Below are 18,064 nucleotides of genomic sequence, written 5' to 3'. Positions count from 1 at the left end.
CCCGTCTCACCAGCCTTCCGAGTACGACCGGTTGGGCGGGAACAACGCCTGCCACTGCGGATTCAGGACCTGAGGTACATCCGGATGGTCCCGGTCGAGCAGCGCCTTCTGGACCCGCCAGAGCAAGTCCTCCGGCCGGACGGTGATGTCGTCGGCTGTGAGGACGATGACGATCCAGCCCAGGTCGCGGAGTTCCTCGCGGGCGCGAACGTCGTTTCGCCACTTCCGCTTGAGCGTGCGGTGGAGGTCACCGTCGTACTCCAGGGCGATCTTCTGCTCGGGGTACTGCAGGTCTGCCGTCGCCACCCACTGGCCGAACTCGTCGTGGATCTCCCATCCTGGTTCAGGGCACGGCAGGCCCGCGAGGAGGAGCAGCAGCCGGGTCCTCGTCTCCATTGGCGAGTCGACCCGTGGCCTGACCAACCTCGCGGTCGCCCGGGCCAGCCGCAGCCCAGTGCGTCGAGGAGAGGTGTCCGCCGACCGGATCAACGCCTCGCGACTCGTCCAACCGTGGCGTACCAGGGCGTCGCCGAGGATCAGGAGATCCACCAGCGACAGATGAGCCGCAAGCTCGGTGAAATTGCGCTCAGGCGTCACCACTGCTCGCCCCTCGACGAGCGTGACCGCCTCACCGTCGCTCGTGGCATGGCAGACGATGCCGTGGACCTTGGGACGCGAGGTGGGCACCGGAACCGTCACATGGACCATCCCGTCGTCCCGGACGGGCATGTCCCGCAAGAGCGCGGCCGTGAAGTGGCTGAACGCCGCTTGGGCGGGGAGCACGAGCCGCGCGGCATCTGCCCTGAGCGCGACCGTGTCGGGCAGGTGCGCCGGCACTCGGACTCCCCGGAATGGCCGCCGGAATCGCCGACCACGCAGGACTGTCCGCGAGATCCCGAGGCTCTCGGCGTACGACACGGTGAACGGCCCGGACAGCAACTCAGAAGGAAGGTCGGACGGAGCGGGCATCCGGACAGCTTGCCGGGTCACGCACCGGCCCGTCTCAGGTATCCACAGGGGACCGGCCGCGTTCATTGCGAAGAAACGGTGAACGGACCGCCGACCTGGTTCACCACAACTTCGCAATGAACGAGACCCGGACACATCTGGCGGGAGCTAGGCGGAAGATGGCCGAACCGCTAGTTGTTCGCGCGGCAGTCGTAGGCCGGGACCACCTGGACCTTCTCTTCGGTGACCTCGCCGTCGATGATGCGGTAGGACCGGAACTCGACCTCGCCACCCGCATCGGCACCGTCCCTGGTCGACACGACGACATAGTGGGCATCCGGCTCCGCCGCGTAGGAGATGTCGGTACGCGACGGGTAGGCCTCGGTGGCGGTGTGCGAGTGGTAGATCACGATCGGTTCCTCGTCGCGGTCGTCCATCTCCCGCCACACTCTGAACTGCTCCTGCGGGTCGAACCGGAAGAACGTCGGCGAGCGCTCCGCATTGACCATGGGTACGAAGCGTTCGGGCCGGTTGGAGCCTGCGGGCCCGGCGACCACGCCACACGCCTCGTCGGGATGGTCAGCGCGGGCGTGGGCGACGATCTTGTCGTGGGTGGCCTGGTCGATGGTCAGCACAGCCCGACCCTATCCAGCCGACCCAACCGCACCGTCCCGCCGACCGTGGCCGGCGGCCGGTCGCGGAAGGCAGGCTCAGCTGATCGCCGAGACCAGCGACTCCTGGAGCCACCCCAGCCAGATGTAGACGCCGTACACCTGGCGCCGGCGATCGTCCTCGGGCAGCGCCTCCCAGCGGGCCTCGTCGTCCTGCTCGACCCCCAGCCGGGTGGCGAGGGCGAGCCGGAGGTCGGTGAGCGTACGCAGCCAGGCCTGGATCTCGTCGGGGTTGATCGAGACGGTCACCTGGTCGGAGTACGCCGGGTCGCCGAGCGACTCCAGGACGGCTTCGGCGTTCTTGACCTTGCCGTCGCGCAGGCCGTGTTCGGTGAACCGCCGGAACTCCCCCGCCGCTTCCTCGTCATCGGCGTACGCATTCGGGAAGAGCCGCGCGAGCACCTCGTCGTCGGGTGGTTCGGTCGAGCCCAGATGGCCGACGAGGGCGGCGAGGCTGTCCGCGGGCGGTGTCGACGACGGCGCCTCGTCGCGGATCAACTCCACCAGCTCACCGACCAGTCCACGGAGGATGTGCGCCTCCTCCGCGACGAACGTCGCCGACACCACTCCGTGTCGGGCCCGAAATCCGGTCGTCATGTGTCCCCAGTCGTCGTCTGGCCGGCCGCATTGCCAGCGGCGTCACACCTCATGTGTCACCACTCTTCTGCAGGGTCGCCCACAGACCGTAGGAGTGCATCGCTTCGACATCGCGTTCCATCTCTTCCCGCGTGCCGTTGGAGACGACGGCCTTGCCCTTCTCATGGACGTCCATCATGAGCTTCTCCGCCTTCTTCCGCTGGTAGCCGAAGTAGGACTGGAAGACGTACGTGACGTACGACATGAGGTTGACCGGGTCATTCCAGACAATGGTCACCCACGGCGTGTCCGGGCGGACGACGTCCTCGATGTCCGGCCGTTCGAGCTCCACTGGTGCGGTCCCGCTCACCGTCCCATCGTGGCATCTGTCGGGCGTTCCCCTCTCCTCGCACCCCCCAGAACGGTCCGAACGGCGCGTGGCCCACCACAACGAGCCGCCAGGGCGTGAAGGCTGAACGGCGTTGGCGCGCCCCGGTCTAGGCTCGCCCTATGGACGAGATGTCCACCGGCACCTCCTCGACGGCGCTGTTCACCGACCGGTACGAGCTCACCATGCTCCGGTCCGCCCTCGCCGACGGCACCGCGCATCGGCGTGCCGTGTTCGAGGTGTTCGCCCGCCGACTCCCGGACGGTCGTCGCTACGGCGTGGTCGGCGGGACGGGGCGGTTCCTCGAGGCGTTGGAGCGGTTCCGGTTCGATGACGACACCCTCGACCACCTCACCCGCAACGACGTCATCGACGAGCGAACCGCCGACTGGCTGGCGTCGTACCGGTTCTCTGGTGACATCTGGGGCTATGCAGAGGGAGAGTGCTACTTTCCGGGTTCGCCGATCCTGGTGGTGGAGTCGACCTTCGCCGAGGCGGTCCTGCTCGAGACCGTCTCGCTGTCGATCCTGAACCACGACTCGGCGATCGCGTCGGCGGCGTCACGGATGACGACGGCCGCCGGGTCCCGCCCGATCGTCGAGATGGGTTCGCGACGTACGCATGAGGTGGCGGCGGTGGCGGCCGCCCGCGCCGCCTACCTCGCGGGCTTCGCGGCGACGTCCAACCTCGTGGCCGGTCGCACCTACGGCATCCCCACCAGGGGTACCAGCGCGCACGCGTTCACACTGCTGTTCGACTCGGAGCGCGCGGCGTTCGACGCCCAGGTGGCCGCGCTCGGCGCGAGCACGACGCTGCTCGTCGACACGTTCGACGTCCGTGCCGCCGTGCGAAGGGCCGTCGAGGCGGCCGGCACCCGACTCGGCGCCGTCCGGATCGACTCCGGCGACCTCCCGGTGCTCGCCCACGAGGTACGGGCCCAGCTGGACGAGCTGGGCGCGACGGAGACCAGGATCCTGGTGAGCGGCGACCTGGACGAGTACGCCCTGGCCGGGCTGGCCGCCGCGCCCGCCGATGCGTACGGCGTCGGCACCGCGCTGGTCACCGGCAGCGGCTACCCGACCGCGGAGTTCGTCTACAAGCTGGTCGCCCGTTCCACGACCGCTGACGCGGACGCTCCCCTGATCGGCGTCGCGAAGGCGTCGACCGGAAAGCCGACCCACAAGGGACGCAAGTGGGCCGTACGCCAACTCGACAACGGGATCGCCGTCGCCGAGGTCGTGTCGACATGGCCGGAGGACGAGCGGTTGGGCCGGCCGCTGTTGATCCCCCTGGTGAAGAACGGCGAGGTTGTCGGCCGCGAACCACTCGACGCCGCCCGCGAGCGTCACCAGCGCAGCCGGGGCGAGTTGCCGCCGGCCGCGCTGCAGCTGTCTCGCGGCGAGCCGGCGATTCCGACGGCGTACGAAGAACATGCGCGGGAATGAGGTCCTGGAAGGAGGAGAGGTGCGATGACACGGGCGCTGATCGTCGTCGATGTCCAGAACGACTTCTGTGAAGGAGGCAGCCTGCCTGTGCATGGCGGGGCCGAGGTGGCCTTCGCGATCGGCGAGGTCCTCCGCGCCTGGCACGATGCCGACGAGCGGGACAGGGCCTACGACCATGTGATCGCGACCCGGGACCACCACATCGATCCGGGTGAGCATTTCTCCACCGAGCCCGACTATGTGACGAGCTGGCCGCCGCACTGCGTCGCGGGGACCGACGGGGCCGGCTTCCACCCGAACATCGACCCACAGCCGTTCGACGCGGTCTTCAACTGTGGCGAGTACTCCCACGGATACTCCGCCTTCGAGGGGAGGTCGATCGAGGGGAAGGGGCTGGCTGAGTGGCTCCGGTCCCACGACGTCGACCAGGTGGATCTCGTCGGGATCGCCACCGATCACTGCGTACGGGCCACTGCCGTGGACGCGGCGCGGGAGGGCTTTCGTACCCGCGTACTCCTCGACATGACGGCGGGCGTTCGCGCGGACACGACGCAGGCCGCGGTGCGCGAGATGCGAGAGGCCGGCGTCGAACTCGTCGGCACCCCGGTCGTCCACGAGGGCTATCCGCAGCCGAGCTGACTGTCGTAGGTATGTCAGGCGAGGACGCGGGCAAGCTCGTCGTCGGTCAGTTCCTCCAGCCGGGCGCGGAGCCGATCCGGTGTGATCGGGAGGGTACGCATCCGGATGCCGACAGCATCGTCGACCGCGTTGGCGAGGGCGGCGGGTGCCACTGGCGTGGACGCCTCCCCCGCGCCGAGCGGTGGCAGGCCGGGGCGGTCGAGCAGGACGAGATCGAGGGTGGGTACGCCGGAGAACGGAAGTATCGGGTAGCTCGTCCAGTCGACGCTCTCGATCCCGTCTGTGCCGTGGCGCACCTCCTCGTGGAGCGCCCGGCTGAGGCCCTGCACGATGCCGCCCTCGATCTGGTTCGCGAGGCCGTCGGGGTTGACGATGACGCCAGCGTCGCAGGCGGCCACCACGCGGTGCACGGTCACGGCTGCCGTCGTCGTGTCCACGCCCGCGTCGACGACGAGCGCGGCGTAGGCCTTCGACCCCTTGTACCTCGCCACCGCCACGCCTTGGCCGCGTCCGCTCGGGCCGGTCCGCGTCTGCCAGCCGGCGCGTTCGGCGGCGGTCTCCAGTACCGCGCGCGCCCGCGGATCCGAGAGGTGGGCGAGCCGGAACTCGACGGGATCCTTGCCGGCGGCCTCGGCGAGCTCGTCCATGAACGACTCGATCGCGAACGTGTTGAAGTAGGCGCCGAGGCTGCGTAGCGCCGATGTCCGCAACGGCCCCTTCACGTAGTCGCCGACGATCTCGCGGGCGGGGATGTCGTACGCCGGAAGGGCGCTGCGTACTCCCCCTTCCCCGCCGCCCGCCCACGGCCGCGCCGGACCGCCCGCGCGCAGCCACGCCACCATCAGGCGGTCGCCTGTGCCGTGCGGTCGGGAGGTGTGTGCACCGGTACGGATGTGGTGCCGCCAGCCGGTGATCCTTCCGGAGGTGTCGATGCTGGCGTCGAGGTCGGCCTGCATCGCCGGTCCGTACGGCTCCCAGGTGAACTCGTCCCGCACCGAGAACTGGAACCGCACCGGCCTGCCGGGCACCGCCCGGGCTGCCAGCGCCGCGAAACCGGCCGCGTCGTCGGCGCCGTTGTGCCCGTAGCAGCCGGGGCCGTCGACGTGGCGGACGGTGAGGGTGTCGGCGTCGACGCCGAGCAGCGCCGCCAGCTCCCGCCGCAGCGGATAGACGCCCTGGCTGTGCGTCCACACCGTGAGCGCGACCGGTTCGGGCACGGGGCCCGGTTCAACCCCGGCACCCGGCCCAACCCCGGCGCCCGGCCCAACCCCGGCGCCCGGCTCGGCCCCTGGGACCGGCTCCACAGCGGCGAGGGCGACGGCAGCGGACGGCGCGATGGAGGCGTGGGCCTCGTGCGGTTTGGCGTACGACGCGTGGACCTGCCGCCCGGTGGCGAGTGCCTCGGTCACGCCGGGCTCCTCGACAACGGACTGGCGTACGGGCTGCGCTTGCCGTGTGTCCTCGGAGGCGTCGCCGCCGTCGACCAGCGGCGCGGGTTCCCAGCGTGCGGACCGGGCGAGACGTCGTACGCCGGCGACGGCCTGCTCCTCGCGGTCGGCCACCACGACGACGAGGCGGCCGTCGTGGACCACGGCCCGCACGCCGGGCATCGTCTGTGCGGCGTGCACGTCCACGCTGGTCAACGCCGCCTCGTAGGTCGGCGGGAGGAGCGCGCGGGCGTGCAGGAGTCCGGGCAGTGCCAGATCGTGGACGTAGGCCGGCGCGCCGGTGAGCTTCGCGGTCAGGTCGATGCGGTGGACCGGCTGGCCCACGGCTCCCCCTGGTGCGGTCGCGCGGGACGCAGGTGCAGCGCCTGCAGGAACACCGCCCGAAGGAACACCGCCCGCACTTTCACCCGCCGCGGATGGGCTGGTCCAGCGCGGGCAGTCGTCCGGGCGGATAGGCCCTAGCGGCGGGCAGCCTTCGGCCCGAAGCCGGCGGAACGCCGCGGCCGCCATCGCCAGCGCCGTACCGCCCTGCTCGAGTGAGGCGCTGCCGGCCGTGTAGCCCTCGTCCGGGGTCGCGTCGGTCGCGGCCTGGCGGACGACGATCCGGTCCACCGGTACGTCGAGCTCGGCGGCGACGACCTGGGCGAGAGCAGTACGTACACCTTGGCCGAGTTCCGCCCGGCCGCTGCGAGCCTCGATCCGACCGTCGGGGAGTGGTCTGAGCCAGTCCTCGACGTTCGGGGCGCCACGTAGCGCGCCCGGAAGGTCCACGTCGGCGGGCCCGGCGGCCGCGAGTCCGCGTGGATCGGTGAGCAGGGTGGAGTCCGGTCGTACGACGGCAGCGCACGGCGGGAGCGTCTGACCGGCGAGCTTGCGTACAGCCCGGAGGATCCGGTGATGCGTACCGCACCGGCACAGGTGACCTTCGAGGGCTTCCTGGATGGCGGCCTCGTCGGGACTGGGCTCGCGGGCCAGCAGGCCGGCCGTCGACATGATGATGCCGTTGAGGCAGTAGCCGCACTGGGCCGCCTGTTCGTCGAGGAACGCCTGCTGGATCTCGTGTGGCTCGTCGGGTGTGCCGAGCCCCTCCGGTGTAGTGATCCTCGTCCCTTCGGCGGCGCCGAGAGAGAGCTGGCAGGAGCGCTCCGGCCGGCCGTCGACGAGGACGACGCAGGCGCCGCACTCTCCGACCGCGCAGCCGGGGCGTACGCCGTAGAGAGCGAGATCGTGCCGGAGTACGTAGACCAGCGGCGTCTCCCGGTCGGCGTCGACGACGGTGGGGGTGTCGTTGACGACGAACGCGGTCGGTTCCGGGCCAGACATGTGGCTCACCTCTTAGGGCGTCGAACGGGTCCGCGCCTCTGTGGCGACAGGGGCGCCTTCATCCAGGCCTCCTTCGTTGCACGGCGGCCCTCATCCAACGACGTGCGCGTCACGGAGTCCAACCCCACTGGTTCGGGTCAGCGGAAGGACGCCTGCCACACGAGGCGGCAGTGTCGGAGTTCGAGGGTCCCGCCGTACGCCGTGAAGACACGTGTCAAACCTTCCTTGACAGCCGGCCATGACGGAACGCCCCCGCGACGCCCAGCGAGCTTGGCGTAGAGCTCCGCGGGTCCATCGAAGGTCTCCGCCACGTCGAGCCACCAGCACCCGTCGAGGTGGATCCGCCCCGCTGCCTGGTCGATGCCGGAGGTCACCCATCCGCGTACCTCGTCGTAGCCGAAGACGCGCTCGATTCGCAGCGGCTCGGGCAGGTCGGCGTTCCATGGCGGGACGGCGCCCGCCGGGCCGGTCGGGTGCATGCCGACGGCGACCGCACCGGGACGCGCCGCCCGGAGCGAGGGGTCGAGCCACTTCGCGAGGATCGGCCCGCGCCGGCAGACGAACACGTCCACGCTCGCGTCCGGCACGCCGACGCCCGCGTCAACGTCCCTCACCCCGCTGCCGGCACCGTTCTCACCGGCACCGTTCTCACCGGCACCGTTCTCACCGGCACCGTTCTCACCGGCACCGTTCTCACCGGCACCGTTCTCACCGGCACCGTTCTCACCGGCACGGTTCTCACCGGCACCGTTCTCACGGGCACCGTTCTCACGGGCACCCTCATCGAGGCGGAGGACGCGAAAGTCGATGTTGGCCACGCCGCGTTCGGTGGCAAGTTGCCGGGCCAGGTCGATGACGTCGGGATCGCCGTCGACCCCGATCACGTGCCTGCACAGCGGGGCCAACGTCTGGGCGTACCCCCCATGTCCGCAGCCGATGTCGGCCACGACGGAGTCGGGGCGCACCAGCGACCGGACAAGCGCATCGAAGAAGGCTTCGCCGTTGCCCGGCGCCACCTGGGAACGCCAGCCGTGGACGAAGCCGCGACTCACCAGCCGTTCGTCGTCCTGCCACTCGGCGAGGTCGGCCGGATACCCGTCGAGAAACCCCCGGCCCGGTGCCCTCACCGTCCGAGCTGCCGCCGGTCCCGGATCCGGCGAAGCCGCCGGCGCTGCGAGTCGTCGAGCATCAGGTAACCGGCGATCGGCGCGCCGACCACAGCCAGCACGATCAGCAGGGTCGCCCACCAGGGAAGCAGAATCCAGGCGAGCAGGCTGACACCTACGCCGCCGACGATCCACCACGTGCGATTCGACATGTCGTCCCTCTCAACCGCTCTGAGGCGTGCACCACCCAGTCGTTCCATTGTCCGTCATGAGAACGGTCGACCGGTCCGTATGGTGTCACCCGTTCCCGACCCAGGCCGGACTTATGGCACCAAACCGACCGCCAAGCGGTGCAGCACCTGGGCCGGCGCCGACCAAAAACCGGGATGACCCCGCCCATGGTGCGGTGCCATGCTCGGTGATCGTGTCGTCTGAGCGCCAGCAGGACTCGTCCGAACGTCGCCGATCCTCCGCCCGCCGTGCCGCGCTGGGAGTGCTCATCCGCGCGTTCCCTGGTCGTACGACAATCCTGGCACTCCTCGCCCTGCTCTCCGGGGCACCGGCGGCCCTCTTCGCGCTCCTCGTCGGCCGCCTGGTCGGCCAGCTGCCCGACGTGGTGACGGGCGGATTCGACTCGGCGGAAGGACGCCGTGTCGTCACGACACTCGTGCTGATAGGCACCGTCCTGGTGGTGCAGGAGGCCGTCAGTCTGCTGCGGCTGCTCGCGACGACCGATCTCCAGAAGCGGATGGACGAGTACCTCCTGGCTCGCGTGATGACGACCACGATGGCCGTTCCGGGCCTCGAGCTCTTCGAGGATCCCGAGCTCGCCGCGGCCACCAACCGTGCCGCGAGTGTCGCCCGCTATGGGCCCGGTGAACTGATCAGCGGCCTGTCGTACCGCTGGACGAGCCTGTCGCGCGGGCTCGCCGCGACCATCCTGGTCGCCACCATCTGGCCGGTGGCGGCGGGATGCCTGCTCGTCCTCTGGCTCGTCGTCAGCCAGCACCTGCAGGCCGACTTCTACCGAGCGAACCCGTTCTGGACCGACCCGCTGCGCCGGGCGGTGTATCTCAACCGGCTCACCTACCTGCCCGACTGGGCGAAAGAGCTCCGCATCTTCGGGTTGACCGGTTGGATCGTCGACGAGTTCAGTACGGAGTGGCAGCAGGTGATGGCCGAGCTCTGGCGTACCCGCCGGGTCGGCTACCGCACCACGACGTTGCTCACGGCCGTGATCCTCGCTGCCAACATCGTGGTGATGGTCCTGGCCGCGCGTGCGGCGCTTCGCGGCGACCTCGAGCTGGCCACGCTGACGGTCCTCGTGCAGGGACTCTTCGCGATGGCGATGCTCGCCTCGCAGGACGGCGACATCTGGATCGAGAACGGCGCGATCCCGGTGCCGGACGTCCTCGTCCACGAACGTGCCGCCACCGCCATCACTCCGGCGCCCGACCCCACGGCGCGCTCGGCGACCGGCCTGCCAGCGCGGGGGATCTCGTTCGAGGGCGTCCGGTTCAGCTATCCGAGCCGCGACCGGCCGGTGTACGACGGCCTCGACCTCACCATCGAGGCCGGGCGGTCCCTCGCGGTCGTCGGCCTCAACGGCGCCGGCAAGACCACGCTGATCAAACTCCTCACCGGCCTGCTCCACCCCCAGGACGGCCGGATCACCGTCGACGGCATCGACCTGGCCGACCTCGATCCCACCAGCTGGCGGCGGAGCGTCGCGGCGATCTTCCAGGATTTCATCCACTACCAGCTGCCGGCCCGGGACAACATCGGGTTCGGGTCCGTCGAGGAGTTGCGCACGCCTGACGTCGACGCGCGCGTCCTCGCCGCTGCGGGCAGGGCCGGCGCCGACACGATCATCGAACGTCTCCCGACGGGGCTCGACACCGTGCTGTCCCGGCGCCACGACGGCGGCGTCGACCTGTCCGGCGGCCAGTGGCAACGGATCGCGCTGGCACGCGCGATGGCCGCGGTGAGCGCCGGCGCCCGCGTGCTCGTCCTGGACGAACCCACGGCACATCTCGACGTCCGCGCGGAGGCGGACCTCTACGACCGGTTCCTCGACCTCACCCACGGACTCACGTCGATCGTGATCAGCCACCGGTTCTCGACGGTACGCCGGGCCGACCGGATCGTCGTCCTCGACGGCGGACGGATCACCGAGGACGGTACGCACGACGAACTGGTGGCGGCGGGTGGGCGGTATTCCAGCCTCTTCCGTACGCAGGCGATGCGCTATCACGGCGAGGATCGAGACACCGCGGTAGAGGCGGGGGTCCGTGATGCCTGACGCGGCACCCACAGACGTGAATGGCCCGACCGGGTCGACCGGCACGCACGCTCCAGCGAGCCGGCTCCGCGCCGCCCGGGTGATGCTCGGCTTCGCGTGGCGGGCGGACCGGCGCCGTTCGGTGCTCGCGTTCGGGATCTTCACGGTGCAGGCGCTCGTCACCGCGGGCTTCGCGTGGTGGTTGAAGCTGCTCCTCGACGGGCTCGCCGACGGCGACTCCACCCGGACCGCGCTGGCAGCCGTCACCATCGGAGTGTCGATCGCGGCCGGGAGCGCTCTCGACTACGCCGGTTCCCGCGTCCGGATGGCCCTGAACGAACGCGCCCAGCATCTGATCGAGCGCCGGCTCGCGGAAACTGTCGGGCACGTGCCGACACTCGAGATCCACGAGACGCCGGAGCACCTCACCCAGCTGGAACTACTGTCGAACGAGGAGTGGGAGTTCGGAGACGCGATCCCGTCCCTCGTGCAGCTGACGAACGTCATGATCCAGGCCGCCGCGTCGGTGGCCCTGCTGCTGAGCGTGCATCCACTGCTGCTGGCGCTGCCACTGTTCGGGGTGCCGATGCTGGTGTTGAGCCGGCGTACGAACGGATTGTTCAACCTCGGCATCGAACTCTCCGCAGCACCCAGCCGGCGAGCGGGAGACCTGTGGGATCTCGCCACGACGGCCGGAGCGGCGAAGGAGATTCGGCTCTTCCGGTTGGCCCCCGAGATCCTGCGGCGCTTCCACGCTGCACACCGCGAGATCCGGCGGACGAACGTACGGCTCCAACTGCACGGCTCGAGCATCGGGTTCGCCGCGCGACTCGTCTTCCTGGTGGGGTATTTCGGCGCGATCGTCTTCGTCGTCAACGAGGCGGTACGCGGACGGGCGAGCGTGGGCGACGTCCTGCTGACGGCGGTGCTCGCCGGGCAGGTGCTCGGCATCGTGGACGGGTCCGGCGAGATCGTGCTGTGGGTCCTGCGTACCCTCACGGCCGCGAGCCGGTTCGTCTACCTCGAGGATGTGGCGACGCGGGCACGGCAACGGGTGGACGTGACCGCCGGCGTACCCGAGCGGCTGGACACGGGGATCGTGCTCGACTCCGTGTCGTACCGCTATCCGCTCGGAAGTCACGACGTCCTGCAGGAGGTCAGCCTCCGACTTCCCGCCGGATCGACGGTCGCGATCGTCGGCGACAACGGTGCGGGGAAGACCACGCTGGTGAAGCTGCTGGCCGGGCTGTACGTGCCCACGAGCGGGCATATCGTCGTCGACAGCACCGACCTCGCGACATTGGATCCCGACCGCTGGCGGGAGCGGGTGTCGGCCGCGTTCCAGGACCATGCGCGGTGGGAGTTCAGCGTGGGTGAGGCGGTCGGGATCGGTGATCTCTCCGCTCTCGGAGCGGGTGTCGACGATGAAGCCGGTGTCGACGGTGGAGCGGTGACCGGGGCGGTGACCGGGGCACTGGAGCGGGCTGGCGCCGATGACCTGCTCGACTCCCTGCCCGCGGGTCTGCGGACCCAGCTCGGACCGACGTGGCCCGACGGGATCGACCTGTCCGGCGGCCAGTGGCAGAAGCTCGCGATCGGGCGGGCGATGATGCGGACGTCGCCGCTTCTCCTTCTGCTGGACGAACCCACCGCGGCCCTCGACGCCGAGACCGAGCACCGGCTCTTCGAACGCTGGACCGCCGCGGCGGCCGCGGTCCGTCGTTCGACTGGCGGGGTGACGGTGCTGGTGTCGCACCGGTTCTCGACAGTACGCATGGCCGACCTGATCGTCGTCCTCGACCGTGGCCGGGTCGTCGAGACCGGTAGCCATGCCGACCTGGTGACCCGGCAGGGCGGCCTCTACGCAGAACTCTTCGAACTCCAGGCCAAGTCGTACCGCTGACCGACGCACCCGCACCCGGCTCCCGCACCCCAGCGACCGCACCCCAGAGACCCCGCCGCAGCGACCCGCCACAAGAATCCCCGCGGCAGAACGTAGCGTCACAAGTGCCGCTGCGGTATCAGGAGCTCTGCTGGTCGAGGCGGCGGAGGAGATGGGCACGGGCGGCGGCGTCGGATCGGCCGCCACGCTCAGCCAGCCGGTCGGCGATCTCCCGGCGATGGTCGGGCTCTTTGGAGCCTGCGTACTTGACCTTCGCGCGTACGCCCGTCACCGTCAGCTCGATCCCGCGGATACCCGGCAGCTGCCGGCGATCGGGGTCGTCGACCGACGAGACCGGGACCCGACCCGATCCCGGCTCCAACCGGCCCAACTGCCGATTGAGCAGCACTGCCTTCTCCGCCGGGTCGTCGATGATGCGGACGTCGCACTCCATCTGGACAGTGGTGTAGTACGACGTCGGGATGCCCAGCTCGGGCGGGGTACCCGGCAGCGCCTGCCAGGCCGATGGCGCGTACACATAGTCGTCGATCACGCACAACAGTGCACGGGGATGCTCCTCGAGCAGAGGCCAGATCGGGTTGGGTCTGGCGAGGTGCAGCCAGACGGTCGACGCTCCGTCGAAGACGAAGTGGGTGGCGACCACGATCGGCAGATCACGTCCGTCGCCATCGTCACCGCCGCGACAGCCGGGCGCGATGAGTTGACCGAAGCTGTGTTCTGCCAGCCAGCTCCGCCACTCCTCGTCAGTCGCCGCGTCCCAGGGATGAATGAGCACAGAGTCCTCCTCGCTGATCGCCTCGCCACCGCACCGCACCGCTCGCCGTCCGTCCGCCGCCAACGCCCCCTGACAACGGTCGGGCGCGTCGCCGCCGCGCCTTTCGAAAGCTGGCCGTCAGGCCGCTGCCAACCGCGCCCGCAGCCGGTCCCGAACGCCGGGCCAGTCGTCGTCGGTCATCGCGTACTGCACGGTGTCGCGCCACGATCCGTCGCGGCGCGGCTTGTGCTTGCGCAACACCCCCTCGCGCTCCGCACCGAGCCGGGCGATCGCCGCCTGCGAACGGTCATTGCGGATGTCGGTGTGCCACACGACCCGCACCGCACCAAGCTCCTCGAACGCGCGCTGCAGGAGCAGCAGCTTCGCTTCGGTGTTGACGCCGGTACGCCACCACCGCTGGCCGAGCCAGGTGTACCCGATCGCGACCGACCGGGTGACCGGTGAGACTTCGTAGTACGAGGTTGTTCCGGCGACCTCACCCGTTCGCGAGTCGACCTGCGTCCACGGCACGAGGACCCGGTCGTCCCGGGCGGCGAAGACCCGTCCGACCCACTGCACGACGTCGTCGCGGGTACGCAGCGGCGGAATCGACAGGTGGCGCAGGACCTCGTCGTCGGCGGCCGCCAGGAAACCGTCCACGTGGTCGAGAGCCATGGGTTCGAGGCGTACGAGCGCTCCGGTCAGCACCGGCGCGGCGAACCACGCCTCGATGCCTTGGTCCGCGGCACTTTCCTGATCCCCTGCACTCCCCAGATCCCCGGCGCTCCCCCGGTTCGCGGCCCTTCCCTGGTCCGCGGTCGACGGGCTCGTTGCTGAGGCGTTCGTTCCGGTCGGGCTCGTTCCGGTCGGGCTCGTTCCGGTCGGACCGGCTGCGGTCCGGCCGGCCGCGGTCGGGCTGGCTGCGGTCGGGGTCGCGGGGCTCGCGGTCTCGGACACGGAGGGCACTCCTTCACCGGCATCGCCACGCCGAAGGTCACAGCCCCGAGCCCCCACCCCTCGAGAGCCGGGTCCGGTCGCGACCCTGGTCACCCGGGACCTTGCGCGGCAAGTTCGTTATAGTACAAAGTGGTTGTTGTGCCTCTACAATATTCCATCACCGGTACGACGTCGAGCGAGATTGCGGCCAGCGTCGAGTCCGGTGTGCGCTCGGGCGCCCTGGAGCCGGGCACCGCACTCCCGCCTGTCCGCGCGCTCGCGACCCAACTCGCCCTGAGTCCGGGCACGATCGCGTCGGCCTATCGCACCCTGCGGCAACGGGGAATCGTCGAGACCGACGGGCGCCGGGGCACCCGCGTACGCGCGAAGCCGCCGATCTCACCGCGCAGTGGCGGCCGCCTACCCACCCCGCCAGGCGCCCGCGACCTCGCCAGCGGCAACCCCGATCCGGCCCTGCTGCCCGCACTCGGCCCGAGACTGCGGCGACTCGCTCCCGACCCTGTGCTCTACGGGAGGGCGGGACCGGTCCCCGAGTTGGCCGCACTGGCAAGAGAACGGCTGTCCGCCGACGGCGTGCCGGCCGAGTCCGTCACGGTCACCAGCGGCTGCCTCGATGCCGTCGAACGAGTCCTCGGTGCCCATCTGCGTACCGGAGCCAGCGTGGCCGTCGAGGATCCCGGCTGGTCGAACCTGCTGGACCTGCTCGCCGCCATGGACCATCCGGTCATCCCCGTGCCCGTCGACGACGACGGCCCGGATCCCGTCAGCGTCGAGGCCGCGATCCGCCACGGTGCACGTGCGATCGTCGTCACCAGCCGGGCCCAGAACCCGTGGGGAGCAAGCGTCAGCGCGGCCCGAGCCACCCGGTTGCGCGCGATCCTCACCGCGCACCCCGACACGCTCGTCGTCGAGGACGACCACGCCGCCGAGCTCGCGACCGAGCCGCTGCACGCCTTGGCCGGCACGACGCGTCACTGGGCGATGGTGCGTTCGGTGTCCAAACCCCTCGGCCCGGATCTGCGCTGCGCCATCCTGGCCGGCGACGACGAGACCGTCGGCCGGGTCGAGGGACGGCAGTGGCTCGCCGCCCGCTGGGTCTCGACGGTCCTCCAGGCCCTGGTGGTGGAGCTGTGGCGTGACCCGACGGTCGAGGCACTGGTCACGCGGGCCGGAGAGCGGTACGACGAACGGCGGATGGCGCTGGTGACAGCCCTTGGCCGCCGGGGAGTACGCGCCAACGGGCGCTCGGGCCTCAACGTGTGGGTACCCGTCGAGGACGAGACGGCCGTGTGTGCGCGGCTGATGGAGGCGGGGTGGGTGGTGGCTCCGGGCCGGATGTACCGGGTCTCGAGTGGCGAGGGCGTACGCATCACCGCCAGCACCCTGCAGGTCGGACGCGACGTCGACGTCCTTGCCGATGCCGTGGCCAGGGCCTTGGCCCCGGGCCGCCCCCTCGCCACGGTCTAGCGGACAACGGTGGCGGTCAGCGAGGCAGCTGCCCCCGGCCGCGGAGCCGCGTGATCCGGCGACGCTGCGACTCGTCCAGCATGAAGTAGCCCACGACGGGCGCGGCGACGACGGCGAAGATGATCAGCAGGGCGAGCCAGTTCGGCAGCAGCCACAGGGCGAGGAGTGCGACACCCGCACCGCCCAGCACATATTTCGTACGGTTCGACATGACACCCATGGTTGCTCGTGGAATCCGTCCAGCCCTCGGGCATCACCCGGAGATCCCCCGGATGGCCAGCCCTCAGAGGAGACCGCTGAACGGGCCACCCTCACCGAAGATCCCGAACGGACGGCCCGCCCTCCCGAGCGGACGAGGCGGGCCTATACCCGGCCTACCCGGGCGGGCTGTGCGCGGCGTCGACGCGGTAGACCCGCACGGCATTGTCCCTGGTCGCATAGACCTGTCGCCAGCTCGGCGGAATGCGGAGTGGGTCCCCCAGCGCCAACCGCGCGGCGTCCCCGCAGTGCGCGCAGGGAATCTCTCCTTCCGTGCCGTAGAGGACGACGTACTCGCCCGGACCGGGCTGCTCACCCGCCGGTGCGAGGGTCCGCAGCTCGCCGGACCAGATCGTCCGGCCGAACCGCGTGGTGTGGTAGATCGGCAACACCCGGACCGTACGCCCGTCGCTCCAGAGGACGCGTACGTCCGAGTGATGGGCGGTGAGCCAGTCCCGGAACGCACCCAGCGGATCGGATCCCGTCACCCGGTATCCCCGGTCCACCGTCCATCCCGGTGCAGCCGTGGCCACGGCACCAGTGGCGAGGCACAGCACCACCGCCGCCGCGATCCCCCGTCGCGGGTCCGCCTGCCGCACGCTCGCCCACGGCCTGGTCAGCGCCCAGCCGGTGAGCAGCCAGGCGGCGCCAAGACCACCCAGGATGTATGCCGGAAACGCAGGGAACCAGTACCGCATCAGGAACAGCCGCAGCCTCGGAGCCGACGGATCAACCACGCCGCCGAGCAGTACCAGTGGCACGGAGATCAGGGCCAGCCAGCCGACCAGGACGCCGACCCGCCGGCGGGCGAGGATCCCGCCGGCCACCACGCCGGCCAGCGCCGCCAGGAGCCACGGCCCTTCCGGTACGTCGGCGAGGCCGGCGGGGAGCCGGATGAGGTACCACCAGCGCGGCATTTCCTGGTACGTCGCCGCCGCCTCCGGTGGTACCGGACCGCTGCCGTGCCCGGTCACCGCGCGCACCCGCGCCAGCGGATCGCCGTACGTCAGCTGGCACAGGCCGAGCTCCGTCACCGCGGTAACCACCAGCGGGACGACAGCCAGGCTCGCCCGTCGCCAGCCCACCCTGGGTACGACGAGGAGCGGGATGAGCGGCCAGGCGAAGACGACGTACTCCCGGGTGAGGTAGCTCCAGCCGAGAAGCGCTCCGATGACCAGGACCGCGACGGCCTGACGCCGGGCGGAGACCGCGACCAGCCGGCGTTCCTGGTGGACTGCCACGGCCAGCACCACGGCCGCACAGAACAGCGCCGTCGCCAGGACGTCCGGCAACGGCGCGAGCAGGTCGAAGAAGATCAGGTTGTTGGCAATCGTGAGTGCGGCCGCCGCTACACCGACCGACCTGGCGAAGAGCATCGTTCCGAGCAGGTAGACGGACACCACGAGGAGGAGCCCAGCCAGCACGGGCACGACGTGGTACGCCGCCTCGGAGTAGCCGAGCAGCTCGATCGCGCCGCGGAGCGGCAACGTGAGGCCGAAGCGGGTGAACTGGTGCATCGGCGTTCCCGCCGCCGGATACGGGAAGTCACCCGCCGCGTCGAAGTAGTTGATCTGGTCCGACGGATAGGGCAGCGGCAGGTGAGCCAGCTCGAACGCGGCAGTCACGAGGACGAGCGCACCACCCAGCAGTGCCGTCCCACGCGCTCCGTTGGTCCCTCCTGGCACTGTCACCGGCGGAAGGGCCATCAGCGGAACGGGCAGCGGCAGCTGGGGCATCGGCGGAAGGGGCGCATCGGCGGAAGCCTAAGCCCGGCGCGAGGCGCGGGACGAACCTCCGAGCGACGTCAGTGGCCAGACTCTCGACACCCGTCACCAACACGGAGCGTAGGCAAGACTCAGACACGTCGACTGTTCGTAAGACGCTGTTCGCCTGGAAGGAG

At 70.4% G+C, this 18,064-nt stretch carries 15 protein-coding genes and 2 pseudogenes; 6 read left to right on the top strand and 11 right to left on the bottom strand.

Features of this window, described 5'->3' with window-relative positions; all coding sequences use genetic code 11:
• Positions 1-6: 6 nt before the first annotated feature.
• From ABN034_RS25765 to clpS, 4 genes are all read right to left on the bottom strand, one after another.
• Positions 7-969, bottom strand: coding sequence for a putative endonuclease domain-containing protein (locus ABN034_RS25765; protein WP_349693553.1), 963 nt, complete (start codon positions 967-969; stop codon positions 7-9).
• A 170-nt stretch (positions 970-1,139) separates the two neighbouring features.
• The gene (locus tag ABN034_RS25760; RefSeq protein ID WP_349693552.1) at positions 1,140-1,583 is read right to left on the bottom strand and encodes a M67 family metallopeptidase; all 444 of its coding nucleotides are present in this window, start codon (positions 1,581-1,583) and stop codon (positions 1,140-1,142) included.
• 75 nt (positions 1,584-1,658) lie between these two features.
• Positions 1,659-2,216 (bottom strand): DUF2017 domain-containing protein, encoded by a 558-nt coding sequence (locus ABN034_RS25755; protein ID WP_349327256.1) that lies wholly within the window; start codon positions 2,214-2,216, stop codon positions 1,659-1,661.
• Between the two features lie 49 nt (positions 2,217-2,265).
• The gene (gene clpS, locus ABN034_RS25750; RefSeq protein ID WP_349327255.1) at positions 2,266-2,565 is read right to left on the bottom strand and encodes an ATP-dependent Clp protease adapter ClpS; all 300 of its coding nucleotides are present in this window, start codon (positions 2,563-2,565) and stop codon (positions 2,266-2,268) included.
• A gap of 140 nt (positions 2,566-2,705) precedes the next feature.
• Here clpS and ABN034_RS25745 point away from each other — a divergent pair, with 140 nt between their 5' ends.
• Together ABN034_RS25745 and ABN034_RS25740 are read left to right on the top strand one after the other, a co-directional pair.
• Positions 2,706-4,028, top strand: a complete 1,323-nt coding sequence (locus ABN034_RS25745; protein WP_349693551.1) for a nicotinate phosphoribosyltransferase — start codon at positions 2,706-2,708, stop codon at positions 4,026-4,028.
• 24 nt (positions 4,029-4,052) lie between these two features.
• Positions 4,053-4,667, top strand: coding sequence for an isochorismatase family protein (locus ABN034_RS25740; RefSeq protein WP_349693550.1), 615 nt, complete (start codon positions 4,053-4,055; stop codon positions 4,665-4,667).
• A 14-nt stretch (positions 4,668-4,681) separates the two neighbouring features.
• On the opposite strand, the gene ABN034_RS25735 is transcribed toward ABN034_RS25740, so the two are convergent.
• Complete coding sequence (locus tag ABN034_RS25735) at positions 4,682-7,438, bottom strand: molybdopterin cofactor-binding domain-containing protein (RefSeq protein ID WP_349693549.1); 2,757 nt, start codon at positions 7,436-7,438, stop codon at positions 4,682-4,684.
• A gap of 335 nt (positions 7,439-7,773) precedes the next feature.
• Here ABN034_RS25735 and ABN034_RS34590 point away from each other — a divergent pair.
• Positions 7,774-8,175, top strand: a pseudogene (locus ABN034_RS34590) (pentapeptide repeat-containing protein); the annotation flags it as partial.
• Positions 8,176-8,235: 60 nt separating this feature from the next.
• Here ABN034_RS34590 and ABN034_RS34585 read toward each other — a convergent pair.
• Positions 8,236-8,385 (bottom strand): annotated as a pseudogene (locus ABN034_RS34585) (methyltransferase domain-containing protein); the annotation flags it as partial.
• 176 nt (positions 8,386-8,561) lie between these two features.
• Complete coding sequence (locus tag ABN034_RS25725; RefSeq protein ID WP_349327248.1) at positions 8,562-8,756, bottom strand: tail-anchor membrane protein; 195 nt, start codon at positions 8,754-8,756, stop codon at positions 8,562-8,564.
• Between the two features lie 212 nt (positions 8,757-8,968).
• Between ABN034_RS25725 and ABN034_RS25720 the strand changes: the two genes are divergently transcribed.
• Together ABN034_RS25720 and ABN034_RS25715 are read left to right on the top strand one after the other, a co-directional pair.
• A complete protein-coding gene (locus ABN034_RS25720; protein WP_349693547.1) occupies positions 8,969-10,846 on the top strand; it encodes an ABC transporter ATP-binding protein in 1,878 nt (625 codons plus the stop codon).
• Complete coding sequence (locus ABN034_RS25715; protein WP_349693546.1) at positions 10,839-12,728, top strand: ABC transporter ATP-binding protein; 1,890 nt, start codon at positions 10,839-10,841, stop codon at positions 12,726-12,728. Before ABN034_RS25720 ends, ABN034_RS25715 begins: the two co-directional genes overlap by 8 nt.
• A 118-nt stretch (positions 12,729-12,846) precedes the next feature.
• Here the strand turns inward: ABN034_RS25715 and ABN034_RS25710 are convergent, their stop codons facing one another.
• Positions 12,847-13,503 carry an FMN-binding negative transcriptional regulator gene (locus tag ABN034_RS25710; RefSeq protein WP_349693545.1) on the bottom strand — a complete coding sequence of 219 codons (657 nt, stop codon included), beginning with the start codon at positions 13,501-13,503 and terminating at the stop codon, positions 12,847-12,849.
• Between the two features lie 117 nt (positions 13,504-13,620).
• Positions 13,621-14,439, bottom strand: a complete 819-nt coding sequence (locus ABN034_RS25705) for a GNAT family N-acetyltransferase (RefSeq protein WP_349693544.1) — start codon at positions 14,437-14,439, stop codon at positions 13,621-13,623.
• Positions 14,440-14,577: 138 nt separating this feature from the next.
• Here ABN034_RS25705 and ABN034_RS25700 point away from each other — a divergent pair, with 138 nt between their 5' ends.
• Complete coding sequence (locus ABN034_RS25700) at positions 14,578-15,906, top strand: aminotransferase class I/II-fold pyridoxal phosphate-dependent enzyme (RefSeq protein ID WP_349693543.1); 1,329 nt, start codon at positions 14,578-14,580, stop codon at positions 15,904-15,906.
• Positions 15,907-15,922: 16 nt separating this feature from the next.
• Here the strand turns inward: ABN034_RS25700 and ABN034_RS25695 are convergent, their stop codons facing one another.
• The gene (locus tag ABN034_RS25695) at positions 15,923-16,117 is read right to left on the bottom strand and encodes a tail-anchor membrane protein (RefSeq protein ID WP_349327238.1); all 195 of its coding nucleotides are present in this window, start codon (positions 16,115-16,117) and stop codon (positions 15,923-15,925) included.
• Between the two features lie 163 nt (positions 16,118-16,280).
• Complete coding sequence (locus ABN034_RS25690; protein WP_349693542.1) at positions 16,281-17,900, bottom strand: hypothetical protein; 1,620 nt, start codon at positions 17,898-17,900, stop codon at positions 16,281-16,283.
• Positions 17,901-18,064: the final 164 nt, after the last annotated feature.

The sequence above is a fragment of the Actinopolymorpha sp. B11F2 genome, assembly GCF_040195635.1.
In the GTDB taxonomy this organism is placed as follows: Bacteria; Actinomycetota; Actinomycetes; order Propionibacteriales; family Actinopolymorphaceae; genus Thermasporomyces.
This window is presented reverse-complemented; position numbering and strand designations above follow the sequence as displayed.

Bases quoted from the DNA above. Each gene is read 5' to 3' on its own strand.
- ABN034_RS25745 (WP_349693551.1), top strand. From the start codon at position 2,706: ATGGACGAGATGTCCACCGGCACCTCCTCGACGGCGCTGTTCACCGAC.
- ABN034_RS25755 (WP_349327256.1), bottom strand. From the start codon at position 2,216: ATGACGACCGGATTTCGGGCCCGACACGGAGTGGTGTCGGCGACGTTC.
- ABN034_RS25735 (WP_349693549.1), bottom strand. From the start codon at position 7,438: ATGTCTGGCCCGGAACCGACCGCGTTCGTCGTCAACGACACCCCCACC.
- ABN034_RS25740 (WP_349693550.1), top strand. From the start codon at position 4,053: ATGACACGGGCGCTGATCGTCGTCGATGTCCAGAACGACTTCTGTGAA.
- ABN034_RS25765 (WP_349693553.1), bottom strand. From the start codon at position 969: ATGCCCGCTCCGTCCGACCTTCCTTCTGAGTTGCTGTCCGGGCCGTTC.
- ABN034_RS25690 (WP_349693542.1), bottom strand. From the start codon at position 17,900: ATGCCCCAGCTGCCGCTGCCCGTTCCGCTGATGGCCCTTCCGCCGGTG.
- ABN034_RS25715 (WP_349693546.1), top strand. From the start codon at position 10,839: ATGCCTGACGCGGCACCCACAGACGTGAATGGCCCGACCGGGTCGACC.
- ABN034_RS25695 (WP_349327238.1), bottom strand. From the start codon at position 16,117: ATGTCGAACCGTACGAAATATGTGCTGGGCGGTGCGGGTGTCGCACTC.
- ABN034_RS25725 (WP_349327248.1), bottom strand. From the start codon at position 8,756: ATGTCGAATCGCACGTGGTGGATCGTCGGCGGCGTAGGTGTCAGCCTG.